19 protein-coding genes are annotated in these 24,458 nt (G+C 48.3%); 10 read left to right on the top strand and 9 right to left on the bottom strand.

Going from position 1 to position 24,458, the window contains the following annotated elements:
• Positions 1-207: 207 nt before the first annotated feature.
• Together Q3O60_RS14300 and Q3O60_RS14295 are read right to left on the bottom strand one after the other, a co-directional pair.
• Positions 208-2,247 (bottom strand): S9 family peptidase, encoded by a 2,040-nt coding sequence (locus Q3O60_RS14300; RefSeq protein WP_305894624.1) that lies wholly within the window; start codon positions 2,245-2,247, stop codon positions 208-210.
• 70 nt (positions 2,248-2,317) lie between these two features.
• Entirely contained in the window at positions 2,318-3,841 is a 1,524-nt protein-coding gene (locus Q3O60_RS14295) for a fumarate hydratase (protein ID WP_305894623.1), read from the bottom strand.
• A 124-nt stretch (positions 3,842-3,965) separates the two neighbouring features.
• Between Q3O60_RS14295 and pabB the strand changes: the two genes are divergently transcribed.
• The 8 genes from pabB (at position 3,966) to Q3O60_RS14255 (ending at position 12,121) form a co-directional block, all read left to right on the top strand.
• Positions 3,966-5,327 (top strand): aminodeoxychorismate synthase component I, encoded by a 1,362-nt coding sequence (gene pabB, locus Q3O60_RS14290; protein WP_305894622.1) that lies wholly within the window; start codon positions 3,966-3,968, stop codon positions 5,325-5,327.
• 61 nt (positions 5,328-5,388) lie between these two features.
• Positions 5,389-6,684, top strand: coding sequence for a hypothetical protein (locus Q3O60_RS14285; RefSeq protein ID WP_305894621.1), 1,296 nt, complete (start codon positions 5,389-5,391; stop codon positions 6,682-6,684).
• Positions 6,685-6,758: 74 nt separating this feature from the next.
• The gene (locus Q3O60_RS14280; RefSeq protein ID WP_305894620.1) at positions 6,759-7,265 is read left to right on the top strand and encodes a hypothetical protein; all 507 of its coding nucleotides are present in this window, start codon (positions 6,759-6,761) and stop codon (positions 7,263-7,265) included.
• 171 nt (positions 7,266-7,436) lie between these two features.
• Entirely contained in the window at positions 7,437-8,018 is a 582-nt protein-coding gene (locus Q3O60_RS14275) for a hypothetical protein (RefSeq protein WP_305894619.1), read from the top strand.
• A gap of 69 nt (positions 8,019-8,087) precedes the next feature.
• Positions 8,088-8,669 carry a CoA pyrophosphatase gene (locus Q3O60_RS14270; RefSeq protein WP_305894618.1) on the top strand — a complete coding sequence of 194 codons (582 nt, stop codon included), beginning with the start codon at positions 8,088-8,090 and terminating at the stop codon, positions 8,667-8,669.
• 75 nt (positions 8,670-8,744) lie between these two features.
• Positions 8,745-9,224, top strand: coding sequence for a YqhA family protein (locus Q3O60_RS14265; protein ID WP_305894617.1), 480 nt, complete (start codon positions 8,745-8,747; stop codon positions 9,222-9,224).
• A 95-nt stretch (positions 9,225-9,319) separates the two neighbouring features.
• A complete protein-coding gene (locus Q3O60_RS14260) occupies positions 9,320-10,543 on the top strand; it encodes a dipeptidase (protein ID WP_305894616.1) in 1,224 nt (407 codons plus the stop codon).
• A 201-nt stretch (positions 10,544-10,744) separates the two neighbouring features.
• Positions 10,745-12,121 carry an L-serine ammonia-lyase gene (locus Q3O60_RS14255; RefSeq protein ID WP_305894625.1) on the top strand — a complete coding sequence of 459 codons (1,377 nt, stop codon included), beginning with the start codon at positions 10,745-10,747 and terminating at the stop codon, positions 12,119-12,121.
• A gap of 47 nt (positions 12,122-12,168) precedes the next feature.
• Here the strand turns inward: Q3O60_RS14255 and Q3O60_RS14250 are convergent, their stop codons facing one another.
• The 5 genes from Q3O60_RS14250 to Q3O60_RS14230 all read right to left on the bottom strand — a co-directional run bounded on the left by Q3O60_RS14250 (position 12,169) and on the right by Q3O60_RS14230 (position 20,170).
• On the bottom strand, positions 12,169-15,336 hold the full coding sequence (locus Q3O60_RS14250; RefSeq protein WP_305894615.1) for an efflux RND transporter permease subunit: 3,168 nt from the start codon (positions 15,334-15,336) through the stop codon (positions 12,169-12,171).
• A 3-nt stretch (positions 15,337-15,339) separates the two neighbouring features.
• Positions 15,340-16,551, bottom strand: coding sequence for an efflux RND transporter periplasmic adaptor subunit (locus Q3O60_RS14245; RefSeq protein WP_305894614.1), 1,212 nt, complete (start codon positions 16,549-16,551; stop codon positions 15,340-15,342).
• 272 nt (positions 16,552-16,823) lie between these two features.
• A complete protein-coding gene (locus Q3O60_RS14240; RefSeq protein ID WP_305894613.1) occupies positions 16,824-17,993 on the bottom strand; it encodes a beta-ketoacyl-ACP synthase III in 1,170 nt (389 codons plus the stop codon).
• Positions 17,994-18,158: 165 nt separating this feature from the next.
• Positions 18,159-19,331 carry a vWA domain-containing protein gene (locus Q3O60_RS14235; RefSeq protein WP_305894612.1) on the bottom strand — a complete coding sequence of 391 codons (1,173 nt, stop codon included), beginning with the start codon at positions 19,329-19,331 and terminating at the stop codon, positions 18,159-18,161.
• Positions 19,331-20,170: an AAA family ATPase gene (locus Q3O60_RS14230; RefSeq protein ID WP_305894611.1), complete on the bottom strand. Its 840-nt coding sequence runs from the start codon at positions 20,168-20,170 to the stop codon at positions 19,331-19,333. Before Q3O60_RS14230 ends, Q3O60_RS14235 begins: the two co-directional genes overlap by 1 nt.
• Positions 20,171-20,286: 116 nt before the next feature.
• Here Q3O60_RS14230 and cysK point away from each other — a divergent pair, with 116 nt between their 5' ends.
• Both cysK and Q3O60_RS14220 read left to right on the top strand, forming a co-directional pair.
• The gene (gene cysK / locus Q3O60_RS14225) at positions 20,287-21,255 is read left to right on the top strand and encodes a cysteine synthase A (protein ID WP_305894610.1); all 969 of its coding nucleotides are present in this window, start codon (positions 20,287-20,289) and stop codon (positions 21,253-21,255) included.
• 197 nt (positions 21,256-21,452) lie between these two features.
• A complete protein-coding gene (locus Q3O60_RS14220) occupies positions 21,453-21,899 on the top strand; it encodes a hypothetical protein (RefSeq protein ID WP_305894609.1) in 447 nt (148 codons plus the stop codon).
• A 38-nt stretch (positions 21,900-21,937) separates the two neighbouring features.
• Here the strand turns inward: Q3O60_RS14220 and Q3O60_RS14215 are convergent, their stop codons facing one another.
• The gene (locus Q3O60_RS14215; protein ID WP_305894608.1) at positions 21,938-22,681 is read right to left on the bottom strand and encodes an enoyl-CoA hydratase; all 744 of its coding nucleotides are present in this window, start codon (positions 22,679-22,681) and stop codon (positions 21,938-21,940) included.
• Positions 22,682-22,692: 11 nt separating this feature from the next.
• Positions 22,693-24,447, bottom strand: coding sequence for a gamma-glutamyltransferase (ggt, locus tag Q3O60_RS14210; protein ID WP_305894607.1), 1,755 nt, complete (start codon positions 24,445-24,447; stop codon positions 22,693-22,695).
• Between the last annotated feature and the right edge of the window lie 11 nt (positions 24,448-24,458).

Below are 24,458 nucleotides of genomic sequence, written 5' to 3'. Positions count from 1 at the left end.
GCATGATTGCGCCCTTTTTTTGGGTGGGATTTTAGGGCGCAATCATGCGCCCCTACATGAACGGATTTTCGCCCCTACACATGATGTGTTGCTCAGGGCATCGAGCATCACAAGCACAACAATGATGCATCGATAATAACGTAGGGGCGCATGGTTGCGCCCTTTTTTTGGGGTGGGATTTTAGGGCGCAATCATGCGCCCCTACGGTTATTCCGCAGTATAGCGTTTCATCCAATCAAACACTTCCTGATACCATCGCTGCAGGTTTTCCGGTTTACGGATCCAATGGTTTTCATCGGGGAAAATGACTAAGCGTGAGTCGATGCCTTTGCGTTGCAGGTTGGTAAAGGTGCCTAAACCTTGAGCGTAAGGTACTCGGTAATCTTTTAAACCATGGATCACCAACATCGGGGTTTGCCAGTTATCAGCATAGGCTGCAGGGTTGAATTTTTGATAATCTGAATCTGCATCCCAAGCCGTTCCGCCCAAATCAAACTCAGGGAAAAACAGCTCTTCGGTGCTGCCATAGAAACTGGGCATGTCGTACAAGCCAGCATGATTCACCAGACAGCTAAAAGCGTCAGGCCACTTGCCGGCGAACCAGTTCATCATGTAACCACCATAGGATGCCCCTAAGGCACAGGCGCGGTCACCATCAATCCATGGCTGAGCTTGCAGGATGTATTCAAAGCCTTTTTGCAAATCTTCCAGCGGCTTACCACCCCAGTCACGACTGATGGAATCGGTAAAGGCTTGCCCATAGCCCGTCGAGCCATGAAAATCGACCATCACGACGGCATAGCCCTGCGCGGCCCACAACTGAGCATTCCAACGGTAATGGAACATATTGCCAAAGCTGCCTTGCGGGCCGCCATGCACTAAATAAGCCATCGGATATTTTTTAGTGGCATCAAAATCGACCGGTCGGACTAAATAGCCATACACGGTCTGATCATTCCAGCCGGAAAAGCTAAATTGCTCAAAATCAGCAAATTTTAACGTCGCCATTAAATCAGCATTGACGTTGCTGAGTTGCTGTAAGCGGCTGCCATCGGTATTAATTTGGTAGATCTCGGTTGGTTGGTTCAGTCGATGATTGCTAAACACAATGCGCTCTGAAGTGACATTCAGGTGGCCTGCCGTGCCATCACCATACACTTTACGCACATCACCAAAGCTGGTGTTGATGGCATAGATACTGACCTGCCCTACGTCTTGAGTGGTGACGTAAATGGTGCGGTTATCTGGCCCGAACACATAGGTGCTAATGGAGCGATCCCAGTCCGGTGCCAGTTCAGTCCGCTGGCCAGTGACCTGATCCAGTAGCATCAAACGACGGCGATCGGATTCGGCCTGTGGTTTTTCCATGGCTAAGTAGGCCAGAAAGCGGCCATCATTAGAAAACGAAGGATGCGAATCCCAGGCTGGGTTATCGGCCGTCAGGTTTTTCTTTTCGCCACCCTCAATGCTGATTTCGAACAAATCGTAATTGGTGTGCCAGCTTTCATCCACGCCGGGGATTTTGGCACTAAACACCAGATGCTGTTGATCGGGTGTAAACACCACTTGCTCAATCCCTGCAATGTCTGTGTTCCACTCTGGCATCAAATTAAGTGCATCTTGCACCGGCGTATCGCCAAGCTCAGCGACATGCAAATGTGTGCGATAACCATCGAGCCACCGGTCCCAGTGCCGTACCATCAATTGGTCGTACACCATGGCGGTATCTTTACGCTGGCTATCCGTTTCTTTTGCTGCCAGCGTACAGGCAATATCGGCACAACCTGGCTTGGCTGCCAACGCCAGCGCGATACGCTCGCCATTGGCTGATACCTGATAGCCTTGTACCGGTAAGGGCAAATCTGTCATTTGCCTCGCTTCGCCCCCGGTAAGTGGTAAACGCCACACTTGAGCACTACCACTGCGATCGGCCAGAAAATAGAGGCTGCTGCTATCACTACTCCAGCGCACTTGCTGCTCACGGCTGCTGCTTTGCGTTAAACGCTTTGGTTGCGCTGGCTGATTTTGCTGTAAATCCAGCAGGTACAAATCATGACTGTGATCAGCGGGGCTAAAACCGCCATTGCTTTGGGCATACACCAGATAACGACCATCTGGCGATACGTTGATATCACTCAGTTGATTAAATTGACTAAGGTGCTCGACCTGCAACGGCGTGGTAGCACTGGCATGGAACCCCAGCCCGGCTAACAACAGCGCAGAGAGCGTAACAGAATACTTTTCCATAATAAGCTTCCCCTGATGGTTAAAAAAAACCTGCAAGCGATGCTGGCAGGTTTTGCTGGTATGCGGCGACTTACTGTGCGCTTGCCATGTCTTCGATTTTTACTTTCCAGATAGCCGGGCCTTGTTTATGGACATTGTTGCCCTGACTATCCACTGCCACGGTCACGGGCATATCTTCCACTTCAAATTCATAGATAGCCTCCATGCCTAAATCTTCAAAGGCCACCACACGGGCTTTTTTAATGGCTTTCGATACTAAATAAGCTGCACCACCGACTGCCATTAAATACACCGCCTTGTGCTGCTTAATGCTTTCGACGGTGGCATCACCACGCTCCGATTTACCAATCATGCCAAGTAAACCGGTTTGCGACAGCATCATCTCGGTGAATTTATCCATCCGCGTCGCTGTCGTCGGGCCTGCCGGGCCAACCACTTCATCGCCTACCGCATCGACCGGGCCGACGTAATAGATAAATTTATTTTTGAGGTCAACCCCTTCAGGCAAACCTTCGCCTTTGTTCAGGCGATCGGCAATGCGTTTATGCGCCGCATCGCGGCCGGTCAGCATTTTACCGCTCAGCAGCACGGTTTCACCGGCCTGCCAGCTTTGTACGTCTTCCGGGGTTACCGTATCCAGATTCACCCGACGCACATTGCTGCCGAGCTCCCAGGTGACTTGTGGCCAATCTTCTAACTTCGGCGGCTTAATATCAGCCGGGCCTGAGCCATCCAGATGAAAATGCACATGACGAGTGGCGGCGCAGTTTGGGATCATCGCGACCGGTAATGAAGCAGCATGCGTTGGCACGCTGTTGATTTTCACATCCACTACAGTGGTTAAACCACCTAACCCCTGAGCGCCAATGCCCAGTTTGTTCACTTTTTCATACAGCTCGACCCGCAGCTTTTCATCGGTCGTTTCAGCGCCACGTTCCAGTAATTCCTGGATATTCACCGGGTCCATCAATGATTCTTTCGCCAGCACCGCTGCTTTCTCTGCAGTACCACCAATGCCTATACCCAGCATCCCCGGCGGGCACCAGCCTGCGCCCATTTTCGGCAAGGTTTCTAACACCCAATCCACTATCGAATCCGATGGGTTTAGCATCACCATCTTGGTTTTATTTTCTGAGCCGCCGCCTTTGGCCGCAATCATCACTTCGACCTGATCGCCAGCCACTAAATCAATATGCACCACAGCAGGGGTATTATCTTTGGTGTTCTTGCGAGCTCCGGCAGGGTCTGACACGATAGAAGCACGTAGCGGGTTGTCCGGGTTCAGGTAGGCACGACGGGTGCCCTCATCTACCATTTGCTGCACAGTTAGATCAGTTTTATCCCATTTAACATCCATCCCCACTTTAACAAAGCAGGTGACGATACCAGTATCCTGACAAATAGGCCGGTGACCTTCTGCCGACATACGAGAGTTAATTAAAATCTGGGCAATGGCGTCTTTGGCAGCCTTGTTTTCTTCTTTGTGATACGCCACTTCCAGTGCCTGAATAAAATCAAGCGGGTGATAATACGAAATGTATTGCAAGGCATCTTCAATGCTATCGATAAAATCTTGCTGGCGTATAACTGTCATCTGAAACTTATCCTTCCTGTCTGAAACTCACATCTTGAGGTTACTTGGGTATACAAGGCTGATATCATACCCTGCAATAACGGCTAGAGTCTATTGCCGCCAAACAGTGTAAAGAGATGATTGCATGCAGCATTATCATATTGTCGGGGATGCCCCGGCCAATCTTCTGAGTTATTTTGCGCCGCTGGCCGATCAACCCTGGGCCATGCTACTGGACTCAGCGGCCCAAACCGGCCTGAATAACCGCTACGACATTCTGGTCGCCGAACCCTGCTGCACCATTGAAGCACGCGAAGGCATGACCATTTTAACCGACGAGCATGGCCAGCATCGCTATCAGGACGATCCGCTAAAAGTGCTACAGGCGGCGCTAAAATGCTATTTCCCAGAACCCGCACCAGCGCTGGATTTGCCTTTCCGTGGTGGAGCCCTGGGCTATTTTGGTTACGATCTGGGCCGTTACTTTGAACGTCTGCCAGAGCAAGCCGAGCATGATATTCAACTGCCCGATATGGCCGTGGGTATTTACCTGTGGGCTTTGGTGCTGGATAAAGAAAAACAGCAACTGTGGTACTTAGATTACCGGGGGGATGCCGAGCAGCACTGGCGTCAATTGAATACACGGCTATGTCAGTACGATTCGGACCCTACGCCGCTTACCCTGACATCGAACTGGCAAGCCAATATGGATAAAGCCGGTTATGCCGAGCGGTTTCATCAAGTACAGCAGCACTTACTCGCTGGTAACTGTTACCAAATTAATTTGGCGCAGCGGTTCAGCGCTCGTTATACCGGCAATGAGTGGCAGGCTTATTTGCAATTGCGCCACGCCAATGCGGCCCCTTTTTCTGCCTTTATTCGTTTGCCTGAAGGTTGTGTCTTGAGTATTTCGCCCGAGCGTTTTATGCAGCTGCATGATCAGCAAATTGAAACCAAGCCGATCAAAGGCACCATGCCGCGCCATCGCGACCCGGAGCAAGATGATGCTCATGCCGAAACCCTGCAGCAATCAACAAAAGATCGCGCCGAAAATGTGATGATTGTCGATTTGCTACGCAACGATATTGGCCGGGTCGCGCAGCCCGGCTCAGTGCGGGTGCCCAGTTTATTTGCCATTGAAAGCTACCCGGCAGTGCATCACCTGGTTAGTACCGTGACCGGTTTGCTGGCCGATGGGCTGGATGCCACCGACCTACTGCGAGCAGCGTTTCCTGGCGGATCCATTACCGGCGCCCCTAAAATCAGCGCTATGCACATCATAGAGCAACTAGAGCCACACCGACGTTCAGTGTATTGCGGTTCTATTGGTTACATTGATCACGGCGGCGATATGGACACCAACATCGCCATCCGCACGCTGGTCGCCAGTGATGGCAAGCTGCACTGCTGGGCTGGTGGCGGCATCGTTGCTGATTCCACTCTGGATAGCGAGTATCAGGAAACTTTGGATAAAGTTTCAAAAATATTACCTGTATTAAACAATTGACACAAAGTTCGAGGGGGGGGATATAGTCATGATTCCATTTAATTAAGAAAGGAATCATAAGATGTTACGAAATTTTTTTGTTACAGCTCTCGCCACACTTAGTATTGGCTATGCCAGTGCCTCCTGTATTGAGCTACGAGAAAACAGTGAAATAACTCTATCCACCGCATCCAGCAGTAATGGCGAAATTTGCATCACCTTACGGGATTTACACCCAACAGAAACGTATTTTATGGTGGATAAATCCTATCCGGGCATGAACAGTCCTGCATTGGTGGGCTATGATGCCCGTTGGCAACTGACCAATGGCAGTACCGTGTACAACAAAAACATTTACACTGACTTTGATATGGCTAAGGTCAATATCCAAAACCATGACCGAGCTACACTACGACTGAAAAAAGCGCAGAATGGTGCCAATTACGATTACACCTTCAATATCATTAATAATCGGGAGGTCCAAGGACTAAGCATGATCTCAGTCGTAGTCAGTGCTAAAGCCAAAAGTACATCGCAACCAACCCCACCACCTGGTGGTGGTGGATGTTATGAAGTTCACGGTGAACTCATATGTACAGATCCTTTCAGCCAACCAAGCCCAACATGGATATCACCGCTATCAACCAATGCAGTAATGATCGGTGATGTAGTGGCATCTTCTGGCTCGCAATGCAATGCTGATAACAGACCACCTACACCAGCACCTTATGCACGTGATGGTTCGGGAAGGCAACTAAACTTAAATCAGATACTTAGGAATGAGCGAACATGGCGCGCAAGAACAAAAACAGCTTTCTCTTCAAACCCTTTCGCGATTCATACTGCAACCTACCAGCGCCTGTATCAAAATCATAAGACAGGTGCTCAATTCGATGTAAAATCAGGTGATAGCGAGTGGGATGGTGGTATGGAGTTTGGCAATTATCTCTACGGTGCCGTTTTGCATACTCACGGCTTTAGCTTAAGCGCATCTCAACGCTATGCTGCTGCTTATCAGGCAATACAAGATAATGGAGGCGAGCTTTCAATGGGTGTAATCACACAAGGGATATATAATTATGTTACAAACTCAGGTGATAGCCCCGGTGATGACGAGTTAATAGCTAAAGGCTGGCGCTATGCAAGTGAAGTACATAGTCAAAATCCATCAGATTCCCAGTCATTATCTTGTATTGACGATAGAACCTTGGACCAAGCGCCTAATCCGGGAACGGGCGGTACTGGTGGTACTGATGGCGGTAATCTTGGTGGTAGTGGTACCTATTGGTCTAGCTGTGAGCTTTGGTACTTTCCGTCAGGCCTAACCAACGGCATGTTTTACATGGAAAAAAACTGCAGTTTCTGGATGATACCATAAATTATTTGAGTTTAATTTCACATTCTATGCCAGAGGATTAAGCTCTGGCACAGTTTACCTGCCATGGAGTTCGCATGAATCATCAAAACCGGCTGTATTTTTTAATAATAAGCGTGTTGATACTAGCAGCTTGTGACAAACGACCAGACATCGAAGTGCTGGAGCAACGTTTTTATCAACATCAAACACAGTTTGAAGTCATTTCTAAAGTCGCTTGCTCGATAAGGAGCGAGCTTAACACCCGCTGGTTGCGCTATGAGGTCAACAGTGGCGAGCAGTTCAGTGATTCACTGTCCGAAGAATTTCAAATGCTTGACCAACTAATGACAAAGATAGGCGCTGAACACATTGTGTTACAACAAAAAGGTGCGCCGGGCTGCACATTACATATCACTCAATGGTCGTCTGCTTTTGCCGGCAGTGGAATTACCATCGGTTTTAGCTTTCAACCTACTGAGATTATCGAATACCATCCCGATCTTTACGATACTAAAGGCACTCCAGAAGTGGAACGAAAGGAAATCCGTTTTACCAAGCCGCTGGCCAGTGGTTGGTACATTGAATACCATAAATATGGATGAACTGATTGCACAGCTCTTATGATCAACTGCGAACTTTGGTACTTTCCTTCAGGCTTACCCAATGGCATGTTTTACATGGAAAAAACCTGTAGTTTTTGGATAATTCCATAATTATTATAGTTAATTTGTCAGGGCTGTTAAGCTCTGGCAAACGCAGCCAAGGTGTTCAGTATGGGTCATCATAACCATCTATATTTTTTAATGATCAGCGTATTGACACTTACCGCTTGTGACAAACGGCCAGACGTCGAAGTGTTGGAGCAACGCTTTTATCAACATCATGCGCAGTTTAACGCTTTAGCGAACATTGCTTGTTCCATAAAAGCAGACTTAAATACACCTTACTTTCGCTATTATATCCATACTGAGATGGAACGTGAGCCATACTTAAAACCTCGATTAGAGCAGCTAAAACATAATCCTAACTTTCAGCCTCATCTAGAACAGCTGGATCAGCTCTTACATCAGATTGATGTTGATGTCATTGTGTTACAACAAAATGATAGCCATGAATGCTCAATTTTCGTCCCTGAATGGGACATTAGTTTTGCGGGCAAGGGAACTAGCCTTAGTTACACGTATCAACCCGCCAAACTGGCTGATTATAATGCTGATGTTTTCTTTCAAGGAGATCCTGATACCATTGAAAACTCTCATTTTACCAAACCTCTGGCAGATGGTTGGTACATCGAGTATCAGAAATACTCTTCTGCTCTGTCTAAGTTAAGAGAACAAGCAGAAACCAACCAATAGTGCTCCATAGTATGGTTTAAACTACGTTCACTGGTATAGTGTGCATTCGTATATTTAGACTGTATTACTGTGAATTACTCAATCGACTGGCTGTTAACACGTTATTCCTTCCAGGCTTCGCCCAAAGTTCAGCAGAACTTTATTGCTGGGCCTAACCACCATCGTGCCGCGGTGCTACTGCCTATTCTATCGGGCGCCAATGGCCTGGAGCTGGTGCTGACTCAGCGCGCGGCTCACTTACGCCATCACCCTGGCCAAATCAGCTTTCCGGGAGGCAGGTTAGAACCCGGTGAATTAAGTCAGCAGGCGGCGTTGCGCGAAGCTGAAGAAGAAATTGGTTTGGCGCCAGCTCAAGTGCAATTATTGGGCGCCCTGCCACACCAACCCACCAGCACCGGTTTTGTTATTGAGCCATGGCTGGCATTGATCGAGCCACCAAAAGAATGGTTATTGCAGCATGACGAAGTAGCAGACTTATTTCACGCCCCCCTCAAGGAGTTATGGGAAGAGCGGCGCTGGCAGCAATGGAACTGGCAGCACAAGGGCAAACAACTTCCAGTCCACTTTTTGCACTGGCGCCAACAATTAATTTGGGGCGCAACTGCTGCTATTTTGTATCGCTTGAAACAACAGATTGGAACCCCTTTTTAATTCGTATAAGATGAATTTTTAACGAACGCATCATATGCTGTTGTTTCAGACGTAGTCGCTGATGGAGACTTGATAGTGGAAAAACTTTTACAAAGTAGCCGTATCTTAGTGCTATTGACCATTATCACTTGTGCAACTGCGGCCTGTCTGCTTTATGCCTCAAGTGTGGTCATCGTTTATCAAATTGTCATGGATACCCTATCGCAACTACCGACACACGCAGATGAAGGTAAACGGCTTGCCGTAAAGTTACTAAAAGTCCTCGATACACTCCTTATTGCACTTACCTTCCAAATTATTGCCAGTGGGTTGTATCGACTATTTTTAGCCAAGGAAGAGTTGAAGAATAAGGGACTTCTAAAAGCAATGGATATCAAAAACTTCCATGACCTTAAAATCACCCTTCTTCAAGTCGCTAGTGTTATTATGGTTATTCTCTTTTTGGAGCAAGCCGTAGAAGTTGGGGCTACCATAGAGACCCTTTATTTCGGTATCGCTATTGCTGTTGTGATTTTGGCTAGTGTGTTTGCTGCAAAAACAATGAGCCATTCATGATGGATATGCACTACCAACCTACGGTTACCATGCGCACATTCTCTCAATGAGTGAATTATAAAATAAAACAATAAATCAGGAACAGGAGACGCTTTATGCCTCGCTTACTCAGCGCTATCGCTGCAAGCAGTTTATTATTCATGGGATCCGCCTTGGCGGAACGCCAGATTCAGGATGTTAGTGAAAAAGAAGCCTGGGACGTGCACTCCCGAGTGCTGACTCTGGATACACACGTCGATATTGGCCGGGGTTACGCCACCGAACGACTGGATCCGGGCCGCTTTACTTCTGCTCAGGTCGACTTACCCAAGATGCGTGCAGGAGGTCTGGATGCAGCTTTCTTCATTGTTTATGTAGGGCAAGGCCCGATGACTGAACAAGGCTATGCCAATGCCCGCCAACGGGCTGAAGAAAGCTATCAAGCGATTAAACGTATGACCCGCGCGTACCCCGACCAAATTGGGTTGGCTCGTACCGCAGATGAAGTCGAGGCACTGCATGCTGAAGGCAAACTGGTTGCCTTGATCGGTATGGAAAACGCGTATCCGCTTGGTGAGAGTGTGGCTGAAATTCCACTCTGGGCCGAGCGCGGTGTACGTTATGCCAGCCTGACCCACATGGGCAACAACCAGTTTGGAGGCAGTTCAAACCCACGCTTTGATCAGGGTGATGATAAACGAGAACAAACGCTAACCGACCTGGGCCGCCAGTTGGTTGCTGCATTAAACGACTATGGCATCATGGTAGATGTGTCTCATGTAGGCAAGAAAACCATGCTGGAAGCCATTGAACTGTCACGCGCACCGGTCATCGCTTCGCACTCTGGTGCAACCGGGCTTTATGCCAACCCACGGAATCTGGATGATGAACAACTCAATGCCATTAAAGCCAATGGCGGTGTTGCTCAGATGGTGGCATTCAGAAGTTATGTCGCAGCTATCGACCCACTCATTCAAAAAGGCCAAGAAGAGTTACGTCAGCAGTACCTCTCTGCAGGCTGGGGTGGCGCCAGTGAGGCCGATGTAAAAGCCTATACCGAAGGTTTAACGGAACTTCGGCGAACTCACCAAGACGTCACATTAGCTCAATTTATCGATCATATTGATTATGCCGTGAAGCTGATTGGTATTGAGCATGTCGGTATCGTTTCCGACTTTGACGGCGGCGGCGGTGTTGAAGGCTGGGATGATGCGACCGAAACCATCAATGTGACCTGGGAGTTGATGCGCCGTGGTTACAATGAAGATGAAATCCGCGCACTGTGGAGCGGCAATGTACTGCGCGTGATGCGTGCCGTAGAAGCTGCAGCGAAGTACTAACTGCTCATTTGTAACTCACATCATGCAGCACCAGCTGCATGATGATTTTTCCCTTAGAAAATTTCATGTCAACATAATCATACAGCACTGGCAAGGGCTGTAGCCTGTAACCACGTCTGTTCTCATTCATGACGGCTTACAGACCTCTTGGCTTTGGTATACAATCAAACTATGTATTTTTAATTGCATTAGTTTTTTATGATCATCAGCGCATTTGATATGTTTAGCATTGGCATCGGGCCATCCAGTTCTCATACCGTTGGACCAATGCGGGCCGCTCACCAGTTTACTGAACAACTCAAACAACAAGGTGTACTGCAAGATGTCACACGCATCAAGGTAGAGCTTTATGGCTCGCTGGGGCAGACCGGTGTTGGACATGGCACTGGCAAAGCCGTGATCTTAGGGTTGTGCGGTTACTTGCCCGAAAGCATAGATCCGGATGTAATCCCGGGGTTATTGCATCAGGTGCATACCGAGCAAACCCTAAAGCTTGGTCAGGAACACAGCATTAAATTCCCCCGTGAAGGGGCTATTACCTTTCATCGCCGTAAAACGCTGAAAGCTCATTCCAATGGCATGGAGCTGGTGGTTTGGCAAGGAGATAAAGAAATAGCCCGGGAAGTCTATTTCTCTATCGGTGGCGGCTTTATTGTCAAAGCAGAAGACTTTGCCAAGGAAAAAGAAGCCGCAAGTCAATTTGCAGCTGAAAATCCACCGCCCTACCCTTATGAGAGTGCAGCGGAATTACTGGCATTATGCAAAGAACATGGCTTATCCATTTCCAGCCTGATGCTGGAAAACGAAAAAGTACTGCGCAGCCCACAGCAAATCAAAGATGAGTTGTTTCATCTGTGGCAAACCATGCGTGATTGTGTCGATCGCGGGGTTCGTACCGAAGGAATTTTGCCCGGTGGTTTAAAAGTGAAACGACGGGCGCCGTCGTTGTATCGTCGTTTAAGTGTAGAAAAAAGCTCTGATCCCTTGCAAGTGATGGACTGGGTTAATTTATTTGCTTTGGCGGTGAACGAAGAAAATGCTGCCGGTGGCCGGGTGGTGACAGCCCCCACCAATGGCGCTGCGGGTATTATTCCTTCTGTGTTGATGTATTACGATAAGTTTATTCAGCCAGTGACTCCGGAAATCGCCATGCGCTATCTACTGACGGCTGCAGCCATTGGTATTTTGTACAAGAAAAATGCGTCTATTTCAGGTGCTGAAGTCGGCTGTCAGGGTGAAGTGGGCGTCGCTTGTTCGATGGCTGCAGGTGCTATCACTGAAATCTTAGGTGGCTCGGTGCTGCATGTAGAAAATGCGGCTGAAATTGGCATGGAGCACAACCTGGGGCTGACCTGCGATCCGGTCGGTGGCTTGGTGCAAGTGCCTTGCATTGAGCGCAATGCCATGGGCGCCGTAAAAGCCATTAATGCCTCCCGTCTGGCGCTGCGCGGTAGTGGTGATCAAAAAGTGTCGCTGGATAAAGTGATTAAAACCATGTGGGACACCGGCAAGGATATGCAGACCAAATACAAAGAGACTTCACGCGGTGGCTTAGCCGTGAATATTATTGAGTGCTAAAAAAAATGCCCCTGCGATCAGGGGCATTGTTACATCAGCAAAACTTATCAGCTTAACTCACCCACCCGGGTATCTACTTTCAGTTCTTTGCGCCGGAACAAGTTCTTCACGTCTTCTAAAATCACATACAACGCTGGGATCAGTACCAAAGTGATGATGGTGGCGAACAAGATACCGAAAGCCAATGATACCGCCATTGGCACCACGATTTGAGCTTGTAGGCTGCGCTCAAGCACAATAGGCGTTAACCCTAGAAAAGTGGTGGTTGATGTCAGTACTATGGCTCGAAAGCGCATGGTACCCGCTTCTTCGACCGCTTGACGGATGCTGTGTCCTGTCGCTCTGGCTTTGTTGACAAAGTCGACCATGATCAAGCTATCGTTCACCACCACCCCAGCCAAGGCAATTAAGCCAAACATCGACATGATGCTCATACTTAACCCCAACACCATATGGCCGACCACAGCACCAATTAAGCCAAAGGGGATCACACTCATGATGATCAATGGCTGGCTGTAGGATTTAAGTGGAATCGCCATCAAGGCATAAATCATAAACAATGCCAGTACGGCTGCTTTCATCATGTCTTTTTGCGCATCCACTTCATCCTGACTACTACCTTCAAGGGCGGTGGTGACTCCGGGATAGCTTCTGGGTAACTCTTTCATGATGCCCTGACGAACTTCACGGATCACCTGACCCGGCTCGATGCGGTCTTTATCGGCTGAGGCGGTAATGGTGACCGCCCGCTCGCCATTAACCCGGTTGATGGCATTAAAAGCAGGTTGCAGCTGATAACTGGCCACCATATCAAAAGGAACCTCACCACCATCCGCGGTACGAATGCGCATTTGTTCCAGATTACCTAATGAACTGCGTTCGTCTTTCGGGTAACGCACCATCACTTTGACTTCTTCACCATCGCGTTGCACGCGCTGTGCTTCCGCGCCATAAAAACCATAGCGTACCTGACGAGCAACATCTGCTAACGTCAGGCCAAGCAAGTCGGCTTCTGGTTTTAACGCCAACACCACTTCATCATTACCACCGCTTAGGTTGTCCTGAATATCGAATATGCCTTCGTACTGTGATAACGCAAATTTCAATTCATCAGCGGCCGCTTCCAGCATGGCTAAATCATCACCGCGAATTTGCAGTGCAATGTCGGTACCTCCTCCGCCTCCGGTGGAGGCACTGATATTAAACGAGCGCACCCCAGCCATTTCTGGCATTTCTTCGCGCCAAATGCGAGCAATTTCGAAGCCATCAATTTCGCGGCCTTCACTTTTTTCCAGCTCAAGCACCATTTGACCACGGGTGTCGCTGTTTAAGAACACCAATCGGTGTTGAATCACATCAGCATTGTATTCAGACTTAAGTCGCTCGTTCGCACGAAGCAAGGCGGCTTCCATTTCGTCCAATGCCAGCTGCGTTTGCAAGCTGGATGTGCCTTCTTCCATTTGGATATTGGCTTGAATGAAATCGCTTGGAATATCCGGGAAAAACACCCAGCGAACGAAACCGCCACTGAGTAACCCGATCATCACCAGCATCATGGCAAAAAAAGCAGCCAGGGTGACATAACGGAACTCGATGCAGCGACGGATCAAGGGTCGATAATGGTTCTGAATAATATTCTGCAACCAGCGAGCCACTGCTTCACGTATACCCCGCAAAAAGTTACTGGCACCGCGGCCTGAGGCGTAAAACAAACCATGTCGATCAGGATCCCACGGCTTGGTGTCCATATTGGCAATATGAGCCGGTAAGATCAGTTTAGATTCAACAATAGAGAATACCAGACACAGTACGACAACCCACGCAATGGATTCCCAAATAGGCCCCATGCTTCCGCCCACCATCAACATCGGTGTAAAGGCTGCAATGGTGGTCAGAACACCAAAGGTTGCAGGCATGGCGACTTTTTTCGCCCCGGCTATGACCGAGTCCAGCGACTTGCCTTTTTTCTCTATCTCACTAAAGGCGCTTTCACCGATAATAATGGCATCATCTACCACAATACCCAGCACCAATATGAAGCCAAATAAGCTGATCATATTAATGGAGACACCAAACATAGGCAGTGGCATCAGCGCCAAGGCTCCAAGGAAACAGACAGGAATACCGACCATTACCCAAAAGGCAATACGGAATTCAAGAAACAGAGTAAGCGCGAGCAACACCAGTAATACACCATAGAATAAATTACCGGTCATCAAATCAATCCGGCCTTCCAGGTAATAACTGCTATCTCCCCAATGATCTAAATAGATGCCCTCAGGCAATACTGAGCGCTTTTCATCAACAAAGCGTTTTACATTTTCGGAGATTTGCAGGCTGTTATCATCACCCACGGCATCAACACGGATCGAAATCGATGGGTAACCATCAAAGGTCGCATCGCCATCTCGTTCAATAAAACCATCATTGATGCTAGCAATATCGCCCAGCCGCAGGCGAGTTCCATCATTAAAGCGCAGCAGAATAATATCGGCAAACTCACTGCCACGATAAGCCTGACCTTTGGTTCGCAATAAGATAGTGCCAGCATCGGAGCGAATACTACCACCAGGGATGTCTACCGAGCTGTTGCGAATGGCTTGCACCACCTGTTCGAACGTCAGGCTGTATTCACGCAGCCGTGCCTCAGATAACTCAATAGATAATTCGTAGTCACGCGCACCTACCACTTCAACCTGACTGATGGCATAGCGTTTTTTCAGTTCATCCCGGACATCTTTTGCCAGTTCTTTTAATGCCCGTTCGTTGGCATCACCATACAGCGACAACCAAATAACCGTACTTTGGAAACGCTGTCGATACACCAAAGGTCGTTCAGCCTGCTCAGGAAATGTGGCTATGGCGGCGACTTGGGTTTTAATTTCATCCATCACTTCCTGGATATCATAACTGCTGGCGATTTCGGCCCGTACCGTACCCATACCTTCGACAGCAGTAGAACGAATTCGTTTGATGCCATTGACGGCACGCAGCCGCTCTTCGATTTTATCGATCACCGCTGACTCGACCTCTTGCGGCGCTGCTCCTAAATAGGGCACGCGTATGGTCACTTCATCCAGGGCAATTTCAGGGAAAATCTGTTTTTTGATGGTCATTAAAGAAGCAATACCAGCAATGATCAAAATAATCATTAGCAAATTGGCAGCGACACTATTGCGGGCAAACCAGGAAATAATACCTTTGTGCGTATCCATCGTTTACTCCTGCTTATCCGTGTCAGACGTTGCAGAGGTCACGGTTGATTCCAACCACTCTCCGTCAACCCGTCCCAGCCGAACCTGCATGCCTTGCAATGGATTCGGCATAGCAGAAATCGCCAGCAGTTCACCTGCTTCCAACCCCGAAGCCACATAGGCGTAGCGCTCATCGGTGCGCTGGACGATGACATCTCTGAACTCCAGCTTGTACTCGGCATCAACCAGTAACACCTGATTTTGCGGGCGTAATAAATTACGTGGCAGCATCACTACCTGTTGTGAGGTAACCCCTTGTACTTGAGCTCGCACAAAACGACCAAATCGCAGCGGTTCATTTTGATGGTCCAATGCAAGTTGATAAGGATCTTCCACCTGCACCACGCCATAAATCACCCGACTGCGCTCATCAAGCACACCTTCGGTTCTGATCAGCTTGCCCTGCCACTGTTGCAGACGGCCAGCAATCACGGCAGAAAGTTGAACATCTGGATAATCCCCTTGCCCTCGGGTAGGTAAGCGAATAAAGGCGGTATCATGATCGGTCAGAGGCAAGCGTACTTCGGCAATATCGGTACCGTAAATCATCCCCAGAGTAGTACCTCGGCTAATAAACTGACCAATATTGACTGAGCGGCTTTGCAGAATGCCGGCATAAGGGGCTCTGATTTCAGTACGACTTAAATCACGTGCTGCCCGCTCTAACTCGGCTTCGGCTGAACGAACATTGGCTAACTCTTGCGCCAATTGAGGCCGCCGTAAACCCAACTCGGGAGCCACACCTTCAGTAAATGAAGCCCACTCCCCTTCTGCAACCCGCACCCGGGCCTTTTCTTCCTCTAACGAGGCGCTGGCTCTGGCAAGGTTTGCTTCCGCTGCTTTCACCGCCGTTAAGTAATCGTCCTGCTCAACTTTAACTAATAATTCGCCTTTGGCAAAAAAGCCACCCTCAACAAAGTTTGGAGACACTTCAATGATGCGCCCATTGACTTCAGAAATCAGACTGGTCATTAACTTTGGCTGCACAGTGCCCTGAGAAACAATGCGATATTGAATGTCTTCAACGTGAGCTGTGATGGCATCCACCAAGATCCCTGTTGGCAATTCTTCTCTTTGCTCGGCTGGCTGACGCGCATTACTGAGGACGAACAGCAAACCAGCAGCTACAACCACAATGACGATAGGCAAGACGATTTTTATTAGTTTTGGTGACATCGCTACTCTCTGTAAAAGTCTATTTTTAGTTCAATACTGACTTATACTAACTGAGAATAGAAATAGATGGGCCTGCTAAATGTTGCATCCTATAACGAACGGCATGCGGCCTGCCTTGAGCACACAGCCAATAAAAGGCTAAAAATACAACAAAAACAACAAGATAAATTGAAGGCTCTATCTGGGATCGAATCAGGCGGCTGAATTTTATCAGTACAACTGCAATACTTTGTTACAACTGAGCTGCTCCAGCTCAGTTGTAGGGTTAGCACTCAGACTTTTTCCAGCACCAAACAACCAATCGAATAACCAGCGCCAAAGGAGCAAAGAATGGCTTTATCACCTGATTGCAGCCCTTCTTTATGCTGATGAAACGCTATAATAGAACCAGCCGAAGCAGTATTGGCGTATCTATCAAGCACTAAAGGAGCTTCCTCTGGTTCTGGGTCACGACCAAGGATTTTCTTGGCAGCAAAGATATTCATATTGATATTAGCCTGATGCAACCATAAGCGCTTTAAATCATCTGCTTTGACGCCCTGCGCTGCCATCTCGGATTGAATGACATCGGCGACTAGAGGCAACAGCTCTTTAAAGACTTTACGTCCTTGCTGTTTAAAAAAGGCCACTTCAGGATCCTCGTGCTCAAAACAGTGTTCGGTATAGCCCACATCGCAACGGATATTATTCGAGAACTCCGTTTTCAGTTGCATGCCCAGAATGCGATACGCCTTGGTAGAAGTAGCCGTTGCTTCTGCCTCGATAATGGTAGCGGTACAGACATCACCAAAAATAAAGTGACTGTCACGACTTTTGTAATTAACCTGCGGAGAAGCAAATTCAGGGTTGACTACCAAGACCACACCAGCCGTGCCACCACGGATGGCATTAACAGCATTGCTAATAGCAAAAGTGGCCGATGAGCAGGCTACGTTCATATCAAAGGCATAGCCTGATGCACCGAGCAATTGCTGCAGTTCAACAGACAGTGCTGGATAAGGCCGCTGCATATTGGACGCAGCACAAATAATTAAATCGACATCACTGGCTGTTTTTCCAGCTTGTTGCAAGGCTTCTTGCGCTGCTGCCAAGGCCATTTCAACCATTTCAGGTGGTGTTTCTTCTCCACGACGGGGAAACACCGGGTGCATCACGGCAGGGTCAAGAATCCCCTCTTTGTACAAAACATGACGGGATTTGATGCCAGACGCTTTCTCGATAAACTCACAACTCGAGTGCGCCAAGGCATCCAGCTCGCCTCGCTCAATTTCAGCTGCATGTTCGGCATTAAATTGATCAACATACTGATTAAAGCTCGCGACCAGCTCTTCATTAGAAATGCTATCAACCGGGGTAAAAACACCGGAACCACTGATCACCACATTTTTATGTAGTTTTTCTGCAGCTCGTTCATTGGTTTTTTGGTTTTCTGAGGGGGTCATATAAAACTAAACCTTGTCTGACTGTGCTCTGGTCAGCTGCATAGTCGCGCTGCGAGAGCTCATATAATGAATGAAGTGATTATAACGCCTGATCCGACCTCTGGCACGGTAAAATCGCCGCTCTATCGTTTCTTTCTATCGCTACTCTTACTTTCTATCGCTACTCTAGTTCAATAAAGCACGCATCGCACGATTAAGCCCATCCAGAGTCAGTGGATACATGCGCTGCGTCATCAGCTGCTGAATCATATCAATCGACTGATAATGTGGCCACCATGTTTCTGGCTGCGGATTAAGCCAAGCTGCTTTTGAGTACTGTTGTAATAAACGCTGCATCCATGCGGCACCTGGCTCTTCATTCCAGTGCTCGACACTACCGCCGGGATAGCTAATTTCATAAGGCCCCATCGTGGCATCACCAACAAAAATTAATTTGTAATCCGATCCGTAGGTATGAATAATATCTAATACGGAAGTTTGTTGTTCACGACGTCGTTGATTGTGCTTCCACACTCCTTCATACACACAGTTGTGAAAGTAGAAGAACTCCAAATGCTTAAATTCAGCTTTGGCGGCCGAGAATAACTGTTCGCATTCCTGTATGTAGTCATCCATCGAGCCGCCTACATCAAGAAACAACAAGACTTTGATGGCATTATGCCGTTCCGCTTGCCACTGCAAATCGAGCCAACCGCCCTGTTGCGATGTCGCGGTAATGGTGGCAGGTAAATCCAACTCCTGACTAGCCCCGGTGCGGGCAAAACGACGCAATTGCCGCAGCGCAATTTTAATCGAGCGGTTATTTAGCTCGGCATCACTGTCTAAATCACGAAACTCTCGTTTATCCCACACTTTGACCGCGCGACGGGCACCGGATCCCTCCTGACCGATGCGTATCCCCTCTGGATTATAGCCGTAGGCACCAAAAGGCGAAGTTCCGCCGGTCCCAATCCACTTGTTTCCACCGGCATGTCGCTTTTGTTGCTCACTAAGACGTTCACGAAACTGCTTAAGCAGCTCATCCAGACTACCGGGACCTTGCAAGGCGGCTTTTTGTTCTTCACTGAGTTGTTTCAACAAACCAGGCTGTAACCACTCATCGGGGATGCTGGCCGCGATCTCAACTTGAGCCACACCTTCAAAGTAATCCGCAAAAGCGCGATCAAACTTATCGTAATCACGCTCATCTTTCACCAGCACCAGCCGTGCTAAATAATAAAAGGCTTCGGTATCGGCAAAAATAACCTGCTTATCCAGTGCCGCCAACAGATCAAGCAACTCTGTCAGGCTAACGGAAAGGCCGTGCTTGCGAAGCGTTTGAAAAAATTGGATCAGCATCAGCGGCGCCGTGCCATAAACGCTAACTTCTCGACCAAAGCAACATCCTGCTCATTTTTTAATAAAGCACCAAACATTGGCATCAGGCCACCTTTTTTCTGGCTATCGTGCAATACTTCTGGCGAAATATCTTCAGCAAGTAACAACTTTAACCAATCCAGCAACTCTGAAGTCGATGGCTTTTTCTTTAAGCTCGGTAGCTCGCGTAGCTCAAAGAACACCTCTAATGCTACGCTCAGTAACTGCTGCTGAATGTGAGGAAAGTGCACCGCCACGATCTGGGATAATAAATCGGCATCCGGGAAACGGATGTAATGAAAAAAGCAGCGGCGTAAAAATGCATCCGGCAATTCTTTTTCATTGTTAGAGGTGATAATCACAATGGGTCGCTGCGCAGCTACGATCTCTTCGCCGGTTTCGTGGACAAAAAACGCCATACGGTCCAGCTCGTACAGCAAGTCATTGGGAAACTCGATATCGGCTTTATCGATTTCATCAATCAATAATACCGGACGCTCGTTAGCAACAAAGGCCTGCCACAGTTTACCTTGCCGAATGTAATTACTAATATCATGAACTTTGTCACTACCAAGTTGACTGTCACGTAGCCTCGATACCGCATCGTACTCGTACAAGCCATGCTGTGCCTTGGTAGTGGATTTAATCGGCCACGTCAGCAATTGACGGCCTAATGACGCAGCTAACTCTTCAGCCAGTCTGGTTTTTCCGGTACCAGGCTCCCCTTTAATCAACAGTGGTTTTTCCAGGGTAACCGCGGCATTCACGGCTAACGCCAACTCAGGAGAAACAATATAGTGCTCAGTACTTTGAAAAGCCATTTATCCACTCTTAGTTTAAGGTTGCTTGGGTATAACATATAGCAAAACGCTACTTGGAAATAAGCGCTCGAAGTCTTATCTTACCAGTATCTTGCTAGTCAATCGGAGTTATTACCATGGCAACTATTTTTGAAGACAACTCATTGTCGATCGGACGTACCCCTCTGGTCAAATTGAAACGTGTGACAGGCGGCAATGTATTCGCCAAAATTGAAGCACGCAACCCAAGCTTTAGTGTTAAATGTCGTATTGGCGCCTCGATGATCTGGGACGCTGAAAAAAAAGGGCTGCTGACTGAAGGCAAAGAATTGATTGAGCCAACCTCAGGCAATACCGGTATTGCTTTGGCTTTCGTCGCTGCTAGTCGCGGTTATAAGCTCACCTTAACCATGCCTGCGACCATGAGTTTGGAACGCCGCAAGTTATTAAAAGCATTAGGTGCAAATGTGGTGTTGACCGAAGGTCCAAAGGGCATGAAAGGTGCCATTGAAAAAGCCAAAGAAATTCAGGCGTCTGACCCGGAAAAGTATGTACTGCTACAACAGTTTGATAACCCGGCAAACCCGCAAATTCACTTTGAAACCACGGGCCCAGAGATCTGGAACGATATCGATGGCAACATTGATGCCTTTGTCGCTGGTGTTGGCACCGGCGGTACCATCACTGGTGTCAGTCGCTTTATTAAGTTAGAAAAGAAGCATCCGTTGGTCAGTGTCGCGGTAGAGCCAACTGACTCGCCGGTGATCACGCAACAGCGTGCAGGCGAAGAGTTGAAGCCTGGCCCACACAAAATTCAGGGCATTGGTGCAGGCTTTATCCCGGGTAATCTGGATTTGGAAATGATCGATCGGGTTGAGCTTGTCAGCAATGACGAAGCCATTGCTATGGCCCATCGCCTGATGAAAGAAGAAGGTATTTTGGCCGGTATCTCATCAGGTGCCGCGGTAGTGGCTGCCAAGCGTTTAGCCGAAACGCCTGAGTTTGCCGATAAAAATATCGTGGTTATTTTACCAAGCTCAGCTGAGCGCTACCTGTCCAGCCCATTGTTTGCCGATGTATTTACCGAGCAAGAGCTGCAAGCCTGATTGTTGTTCGTATCGTAGGGGCGCATGATTGCGCCCTTTTCGTAGGGATTTGTGAAATACGGGCGCAATCATGCACCCCTACCGATACGTGGCTTTTCAAGAGTCAATCACGCGCCCCTAAACATTATCTCCTTTACAGCAGCGTAAATTCTGTCCACACTTAATGTCATCTGATTTTTTAGCACATTTGAGATTGCATGACTAAACCATGGTTGATCGTCCCCTTTCTACTTCTGCTGTTGAGCTGTGCAGAAGATAATACTGCGCTATCAGGCAATTTTGCTGCACCTGAACACGCTGCGGCTGAATTCTTTGATGCCATTTATAATCAAAATGATCTGGAGCTTGCCAAGAGTCTGAGCAGCCAATCTCTGGCTGAACTAATCGAGCACTATGCAACCCCACGCCAAGTTGCAAGAACCGTGATCAATATGTCGTACGATGAAGTGACGATAAATGTGAACCGCGCAGGCCAGAACCTTCGGGAACAATATGGGGATGCTACCGAGGTGATGCTGGTATTTACCGGAACTTTTGATAACCGCACCGTCAATGAGATGCGGGTGGTGCGAATGGTCCGGGTCAGAGGCCGCTGGCTGGTGGATGAAATCCTCAATGACCCTTACAGCAAGGTGCAAACCTAAACAACATTGCTAACTAAACAACACTGCCAGTGCAGTGGTTACTTTTTCTGAAAAAATTGCTTTACTGCCTGCTGACAAGCATCTGAGTGCAGTAGTTGCTGAAATTCATTCAGTTCTTCCCGCAAGGTATACTGCAAAGCTTCGCGTTGATTTGCTTTCATCAGGTGCTTGCTGCTTTGAACGGCTTGCGCTGGCAGTGCAGCCAATTGCTGAGCTTTTGACATCGCGTAATCCAATAGCTGTTCAGGCTCGACCAATTGATTGACCAATCCCATCCGATAGGCACTTTCGCCATCAAACGCCTCGCCAAGCAGTAAGTATTCACAAGCACGATGATACCCAATTAATTGCGGCAACAACAAACTAGAGGCGGCTTCGGGGCACAGCCCTAATTTGGTAAACGGCAATTGAAAGCGAGTTGTACGGGTCGCATACACCAAGTCACAATGCATTAATGCAGTAGTACCAATGCCAATAGCCAAGCCACCAACAGCAGCCACCAAAGGCTTAGAAAACTCTGCCAATTTATACAAGAAGCGTACCGTTGGATGCTGCTCATTGAGCTCTCCACCATCGATAAAATCCTGTAAATCATTACCGGCGGTAAAACAATCCTTCTGGCCTTGCAGCAAGACGACATGCACTGCATCATTTTCAGCCGCCTGCTCTAGTGCTTCTGCGAGCTGTTGATACATCTGCTGGCTCAAAGCATTTTTTTTATCGGGTCTTTGTAACGTCAGGCACAGCACATTACTTTCTAACTTTGTTTCAACCTGGCTCATAACATGCACTCCTAGTGACCAAGTACCCGACCTTCTCGACGAGGGTCTGCTCCACCTTCTAAACCAGACTCAGTAATGACGATACCGTGTAGCCCACTGTTTAAATCGATTACCCGAACCTGATGCCCCATCTGCTCTAAAGCAGCCTGGTGCTCTGCGATTGGCGTATTTTTTTCCAATGCGAGAAAATCATTGCGGTGGGTAAACTTGGCCATGTTAATCGCTGACTGTATATCCAACTGCCAGTCAATCAAGCCAACCAGAGTTTGTGCCACATAGTTGATAATGCGACTGCCACCCGGTGAACCTACTACAAAACGCAGCGCACCATCTTCATCAAACACCATCATAGGAGCCATCGATGAGCGTGGGCGTTTGCCCCCCTCAACCCGGTTCGCGACCAAGTGCCCATCCAGCTCAGGTGATAATGAAAAGTCCGTTAACTGATTATTGAGTAAGTAACCATTGGCCATTAAACCAGAGCCAAACACATTTTCTATGCTTGAGGTCAAACTAACTGCATTGCCATCCGCATCCACAATAGAGAAATGGCTGGTATTTTCCAGCTCCGGGCTTGCGCTACTAATACGAGCCATGGCTTCGGCATGCTTAGGAACACCCGGCTGAATCACCGTTAACGCCTTTTCGCTACTGATCAACGAGCTTCGTTCAGCAAGATAATCTGGATGGATCAGTGGCTGTACAGGCACCTCAACAAAATCAGTATCAGCCAGATAGTGGTCTCGATCGGCAAAAGCTAACTGAGATGCCTGGCTAAATAAGTGGATTGCATCGACACTATCAGGCGCTAGCGCGGCGATATCAAAACGCTCCAGTAAACCTAAAATTTGCAAGACGGCCACCCCTCCTGAACTAGGGGGAGGCATGCCACAGACTCGATAACTGCGATAGGAACCACACACAGGCTCACGCTCAACAGCGGTATATTCAGCTAAATCCTTCAACGAAAGTTGACCGGCATTGACCTTCGCTTGTTGCACTGCTTGTACAATCGCCTTGGCATTGTCGCCTTGATAAAAAGCAGCAGGCCCGTCACTAGCCACTTGGCGCAGTACCTTTGCATAGGCGTGATTGGTGATGATTTCATTTGTTTTTAATGGCTGACCTTCAGGATAAAAGTAGTCACTAGCCGCCGGGCTATGTTCGATGCCACGATTCCAGCCAACAGCTAGCTGCCTTGCCATACGGTCGGAGACAGGGAAACCATCTTCGGCCAAACGAATAGCATCACTGAATAAATCGGCCCACGGCAAGGTCCCATAACGTTGATGGGCTTTGTACAATGCAGCAAATAAACCAGGTACACCGACAGACTTGCCTCCGACATAAGCTTCACGCCAAGGCATCGCGGTGTCTCCTTGCATAAACAAGTGAGCATTTGCTGCTTCTGGCGCGGTTTCCCGACCATCAAAAGTGGTCATATGCTGCTCGGTTTGATCCCAGTGCAGAATAAAAGCGCCGCCGCCAATGCCTGAGCTTTGCGGCTCAACCAGCCCCAGTACCAGCTGAACGGCAACCGCAGCATCAAGAGCACTACCCCCTTTAGCAAGGATAGTAGTTCCGGCTTCCGTAGCCAGAGGATGGGCGGCTGCAACCATATAGTCACTCGCCTGAACCAGTGCTTGCTGATAGATACCAGTAGCAGCCTCTGGCTCACGATCAGCCTGAGCAGGAACCGAACCAAGGGCTGATGCAGTCCAAAAAGCACTAGTTACCAGTAACGATGAGAAAAGTGGATACTTCATAGCAACCTACA

The sequence above is a fragment of the Alkalimonas collagenimarina genome (assembly GCF_030717845.1).
Lineage (GTDB): Bacteria > Pseudomonadota > Gammaproteobacteria > Enterobacterales > Alteromonadaceae > Alkalimonas > Alkalimonas collagenimarina.
Note: the sequence above shows the minus strand (reverse complement) of the source record. Positions and strands in the feature narration are given on the sequence as shown.

Excerpts from the sequence above, each read along its gene's own strand:
- Q3O60_RS14300 (WP_305894624.1), bottom strand. The coding sequence starts at position 2,247 with ATGGAAAAGTATTCTGTTACGCTCTCTGCGCTGTTGTTAGCCGGGCTG.
- Q3O60_RS14220 (WP_305894609.1), top strand. The coding sequence starts at position 21,453 with ATGACTAAACCATGGTTGATCGTCCCCTTTCTACTTCTGCTGTTGAGC.
- Q3O60_RS14285 (WP_305894621.1), top strand. The coding sequence starts at position 5,389 with ATGTTACGAAATTTTTTTGTTACAGCTCTCGCCACACTTAGTATTGGC.
- cysK (WP_305894610.1), top strand. The coding sequence starts at position 20,287 with ATGGCAACTATTTTTGAAGACAACTCATTGTCGATCGGACGTACCCCT.
- Q3O60_RS14260 (WP_305894616.1), top strand. The coding sequence starts at position 9,320 with ATGCCTCGCTTACTCAGCGCTATCGCTGCAAGCAGTTTATTATTCATG.
- Q3O60_RS14250 (WP_305894615.1), bottom strand. The coding sequence starts at position 15,336 with ATGGATACGCACAAAGGTATTATTTCCTGGTTTGCCCGCAATAGTGTC.
- Q3O60_RS14230 (WP_305894611.1), bottom strand. The coding sequence starts at position 20,170 with ATGGCTTTTCAAAGTACTGAGCACTATATTGTTTCTCCTGAGTTGGCG.
- Q3O60_RS14240 (WP_305894613.1), bottom strand. The coding sequence starts at position 17,993 with ATGACCCCCTCAGAAAACCAAAAAACCAATGAACGAGCTGCAGAAAAA.
- Q3O60_RS14295 (WP_305894623.1), bottom strand. The coding sequence starts at position 3,841 with ATGACAGTTATACGCCAGCAAGATTTTATCGATAGCATTGAAGATGCC.
- Q3O60_RS14275 (WP_305894619.1), top strand. The coding sequence starts at position 7,437 with ATGGGTCATCATAACCATCTATATTTTTTAATGATCAGCGTATTGACA.
- Q3O60_RS14235 (WP_305894612.1), bottom strand. The coding sequence starts at position 19,331 with ATGCTGATCCAATTTTTTCAAACGCTTCGCAAGCACGGCCTTTCCGTT.
- Q3O60_RS14215 (WP_305894608.1), bottom strand. The coding sequence starts at position 22,681 with ATGAGCCAGGTTGAAACAAAGTTAGAAAGTAATGTGCTGTGCCTGACG.
- Q3O60_RS14245 (WP_305894614.1), bottom strand. The coding sequence starts at position 16,551 with ATGTCACCAAAACTAATAAAAATCGTCTTGCCTATCGTCATTGTGGTT.
- Q3O60_RS14280 (WP_305894620.1), top strand. The coding sequence starts at position 6,759 with ATGAATCATCAAAACCGGCTGTATTTTTTAATAATAAGCGTGTTGATA.
- ggt (WP_305894607.1), bottom strand. The coding sequence starts at position 24,447 with ATGAAGTATCCACTTTTCTCATCGTTACTGGTAACTAGTGCTTTTTGG.
- pabB (WP_305894622.1), top strand. The coding sequence starts at position 3,966 with ATGCAGCATTATCATATTGTCGGGGATGCCCCGGCCAATCTTCTGAGT.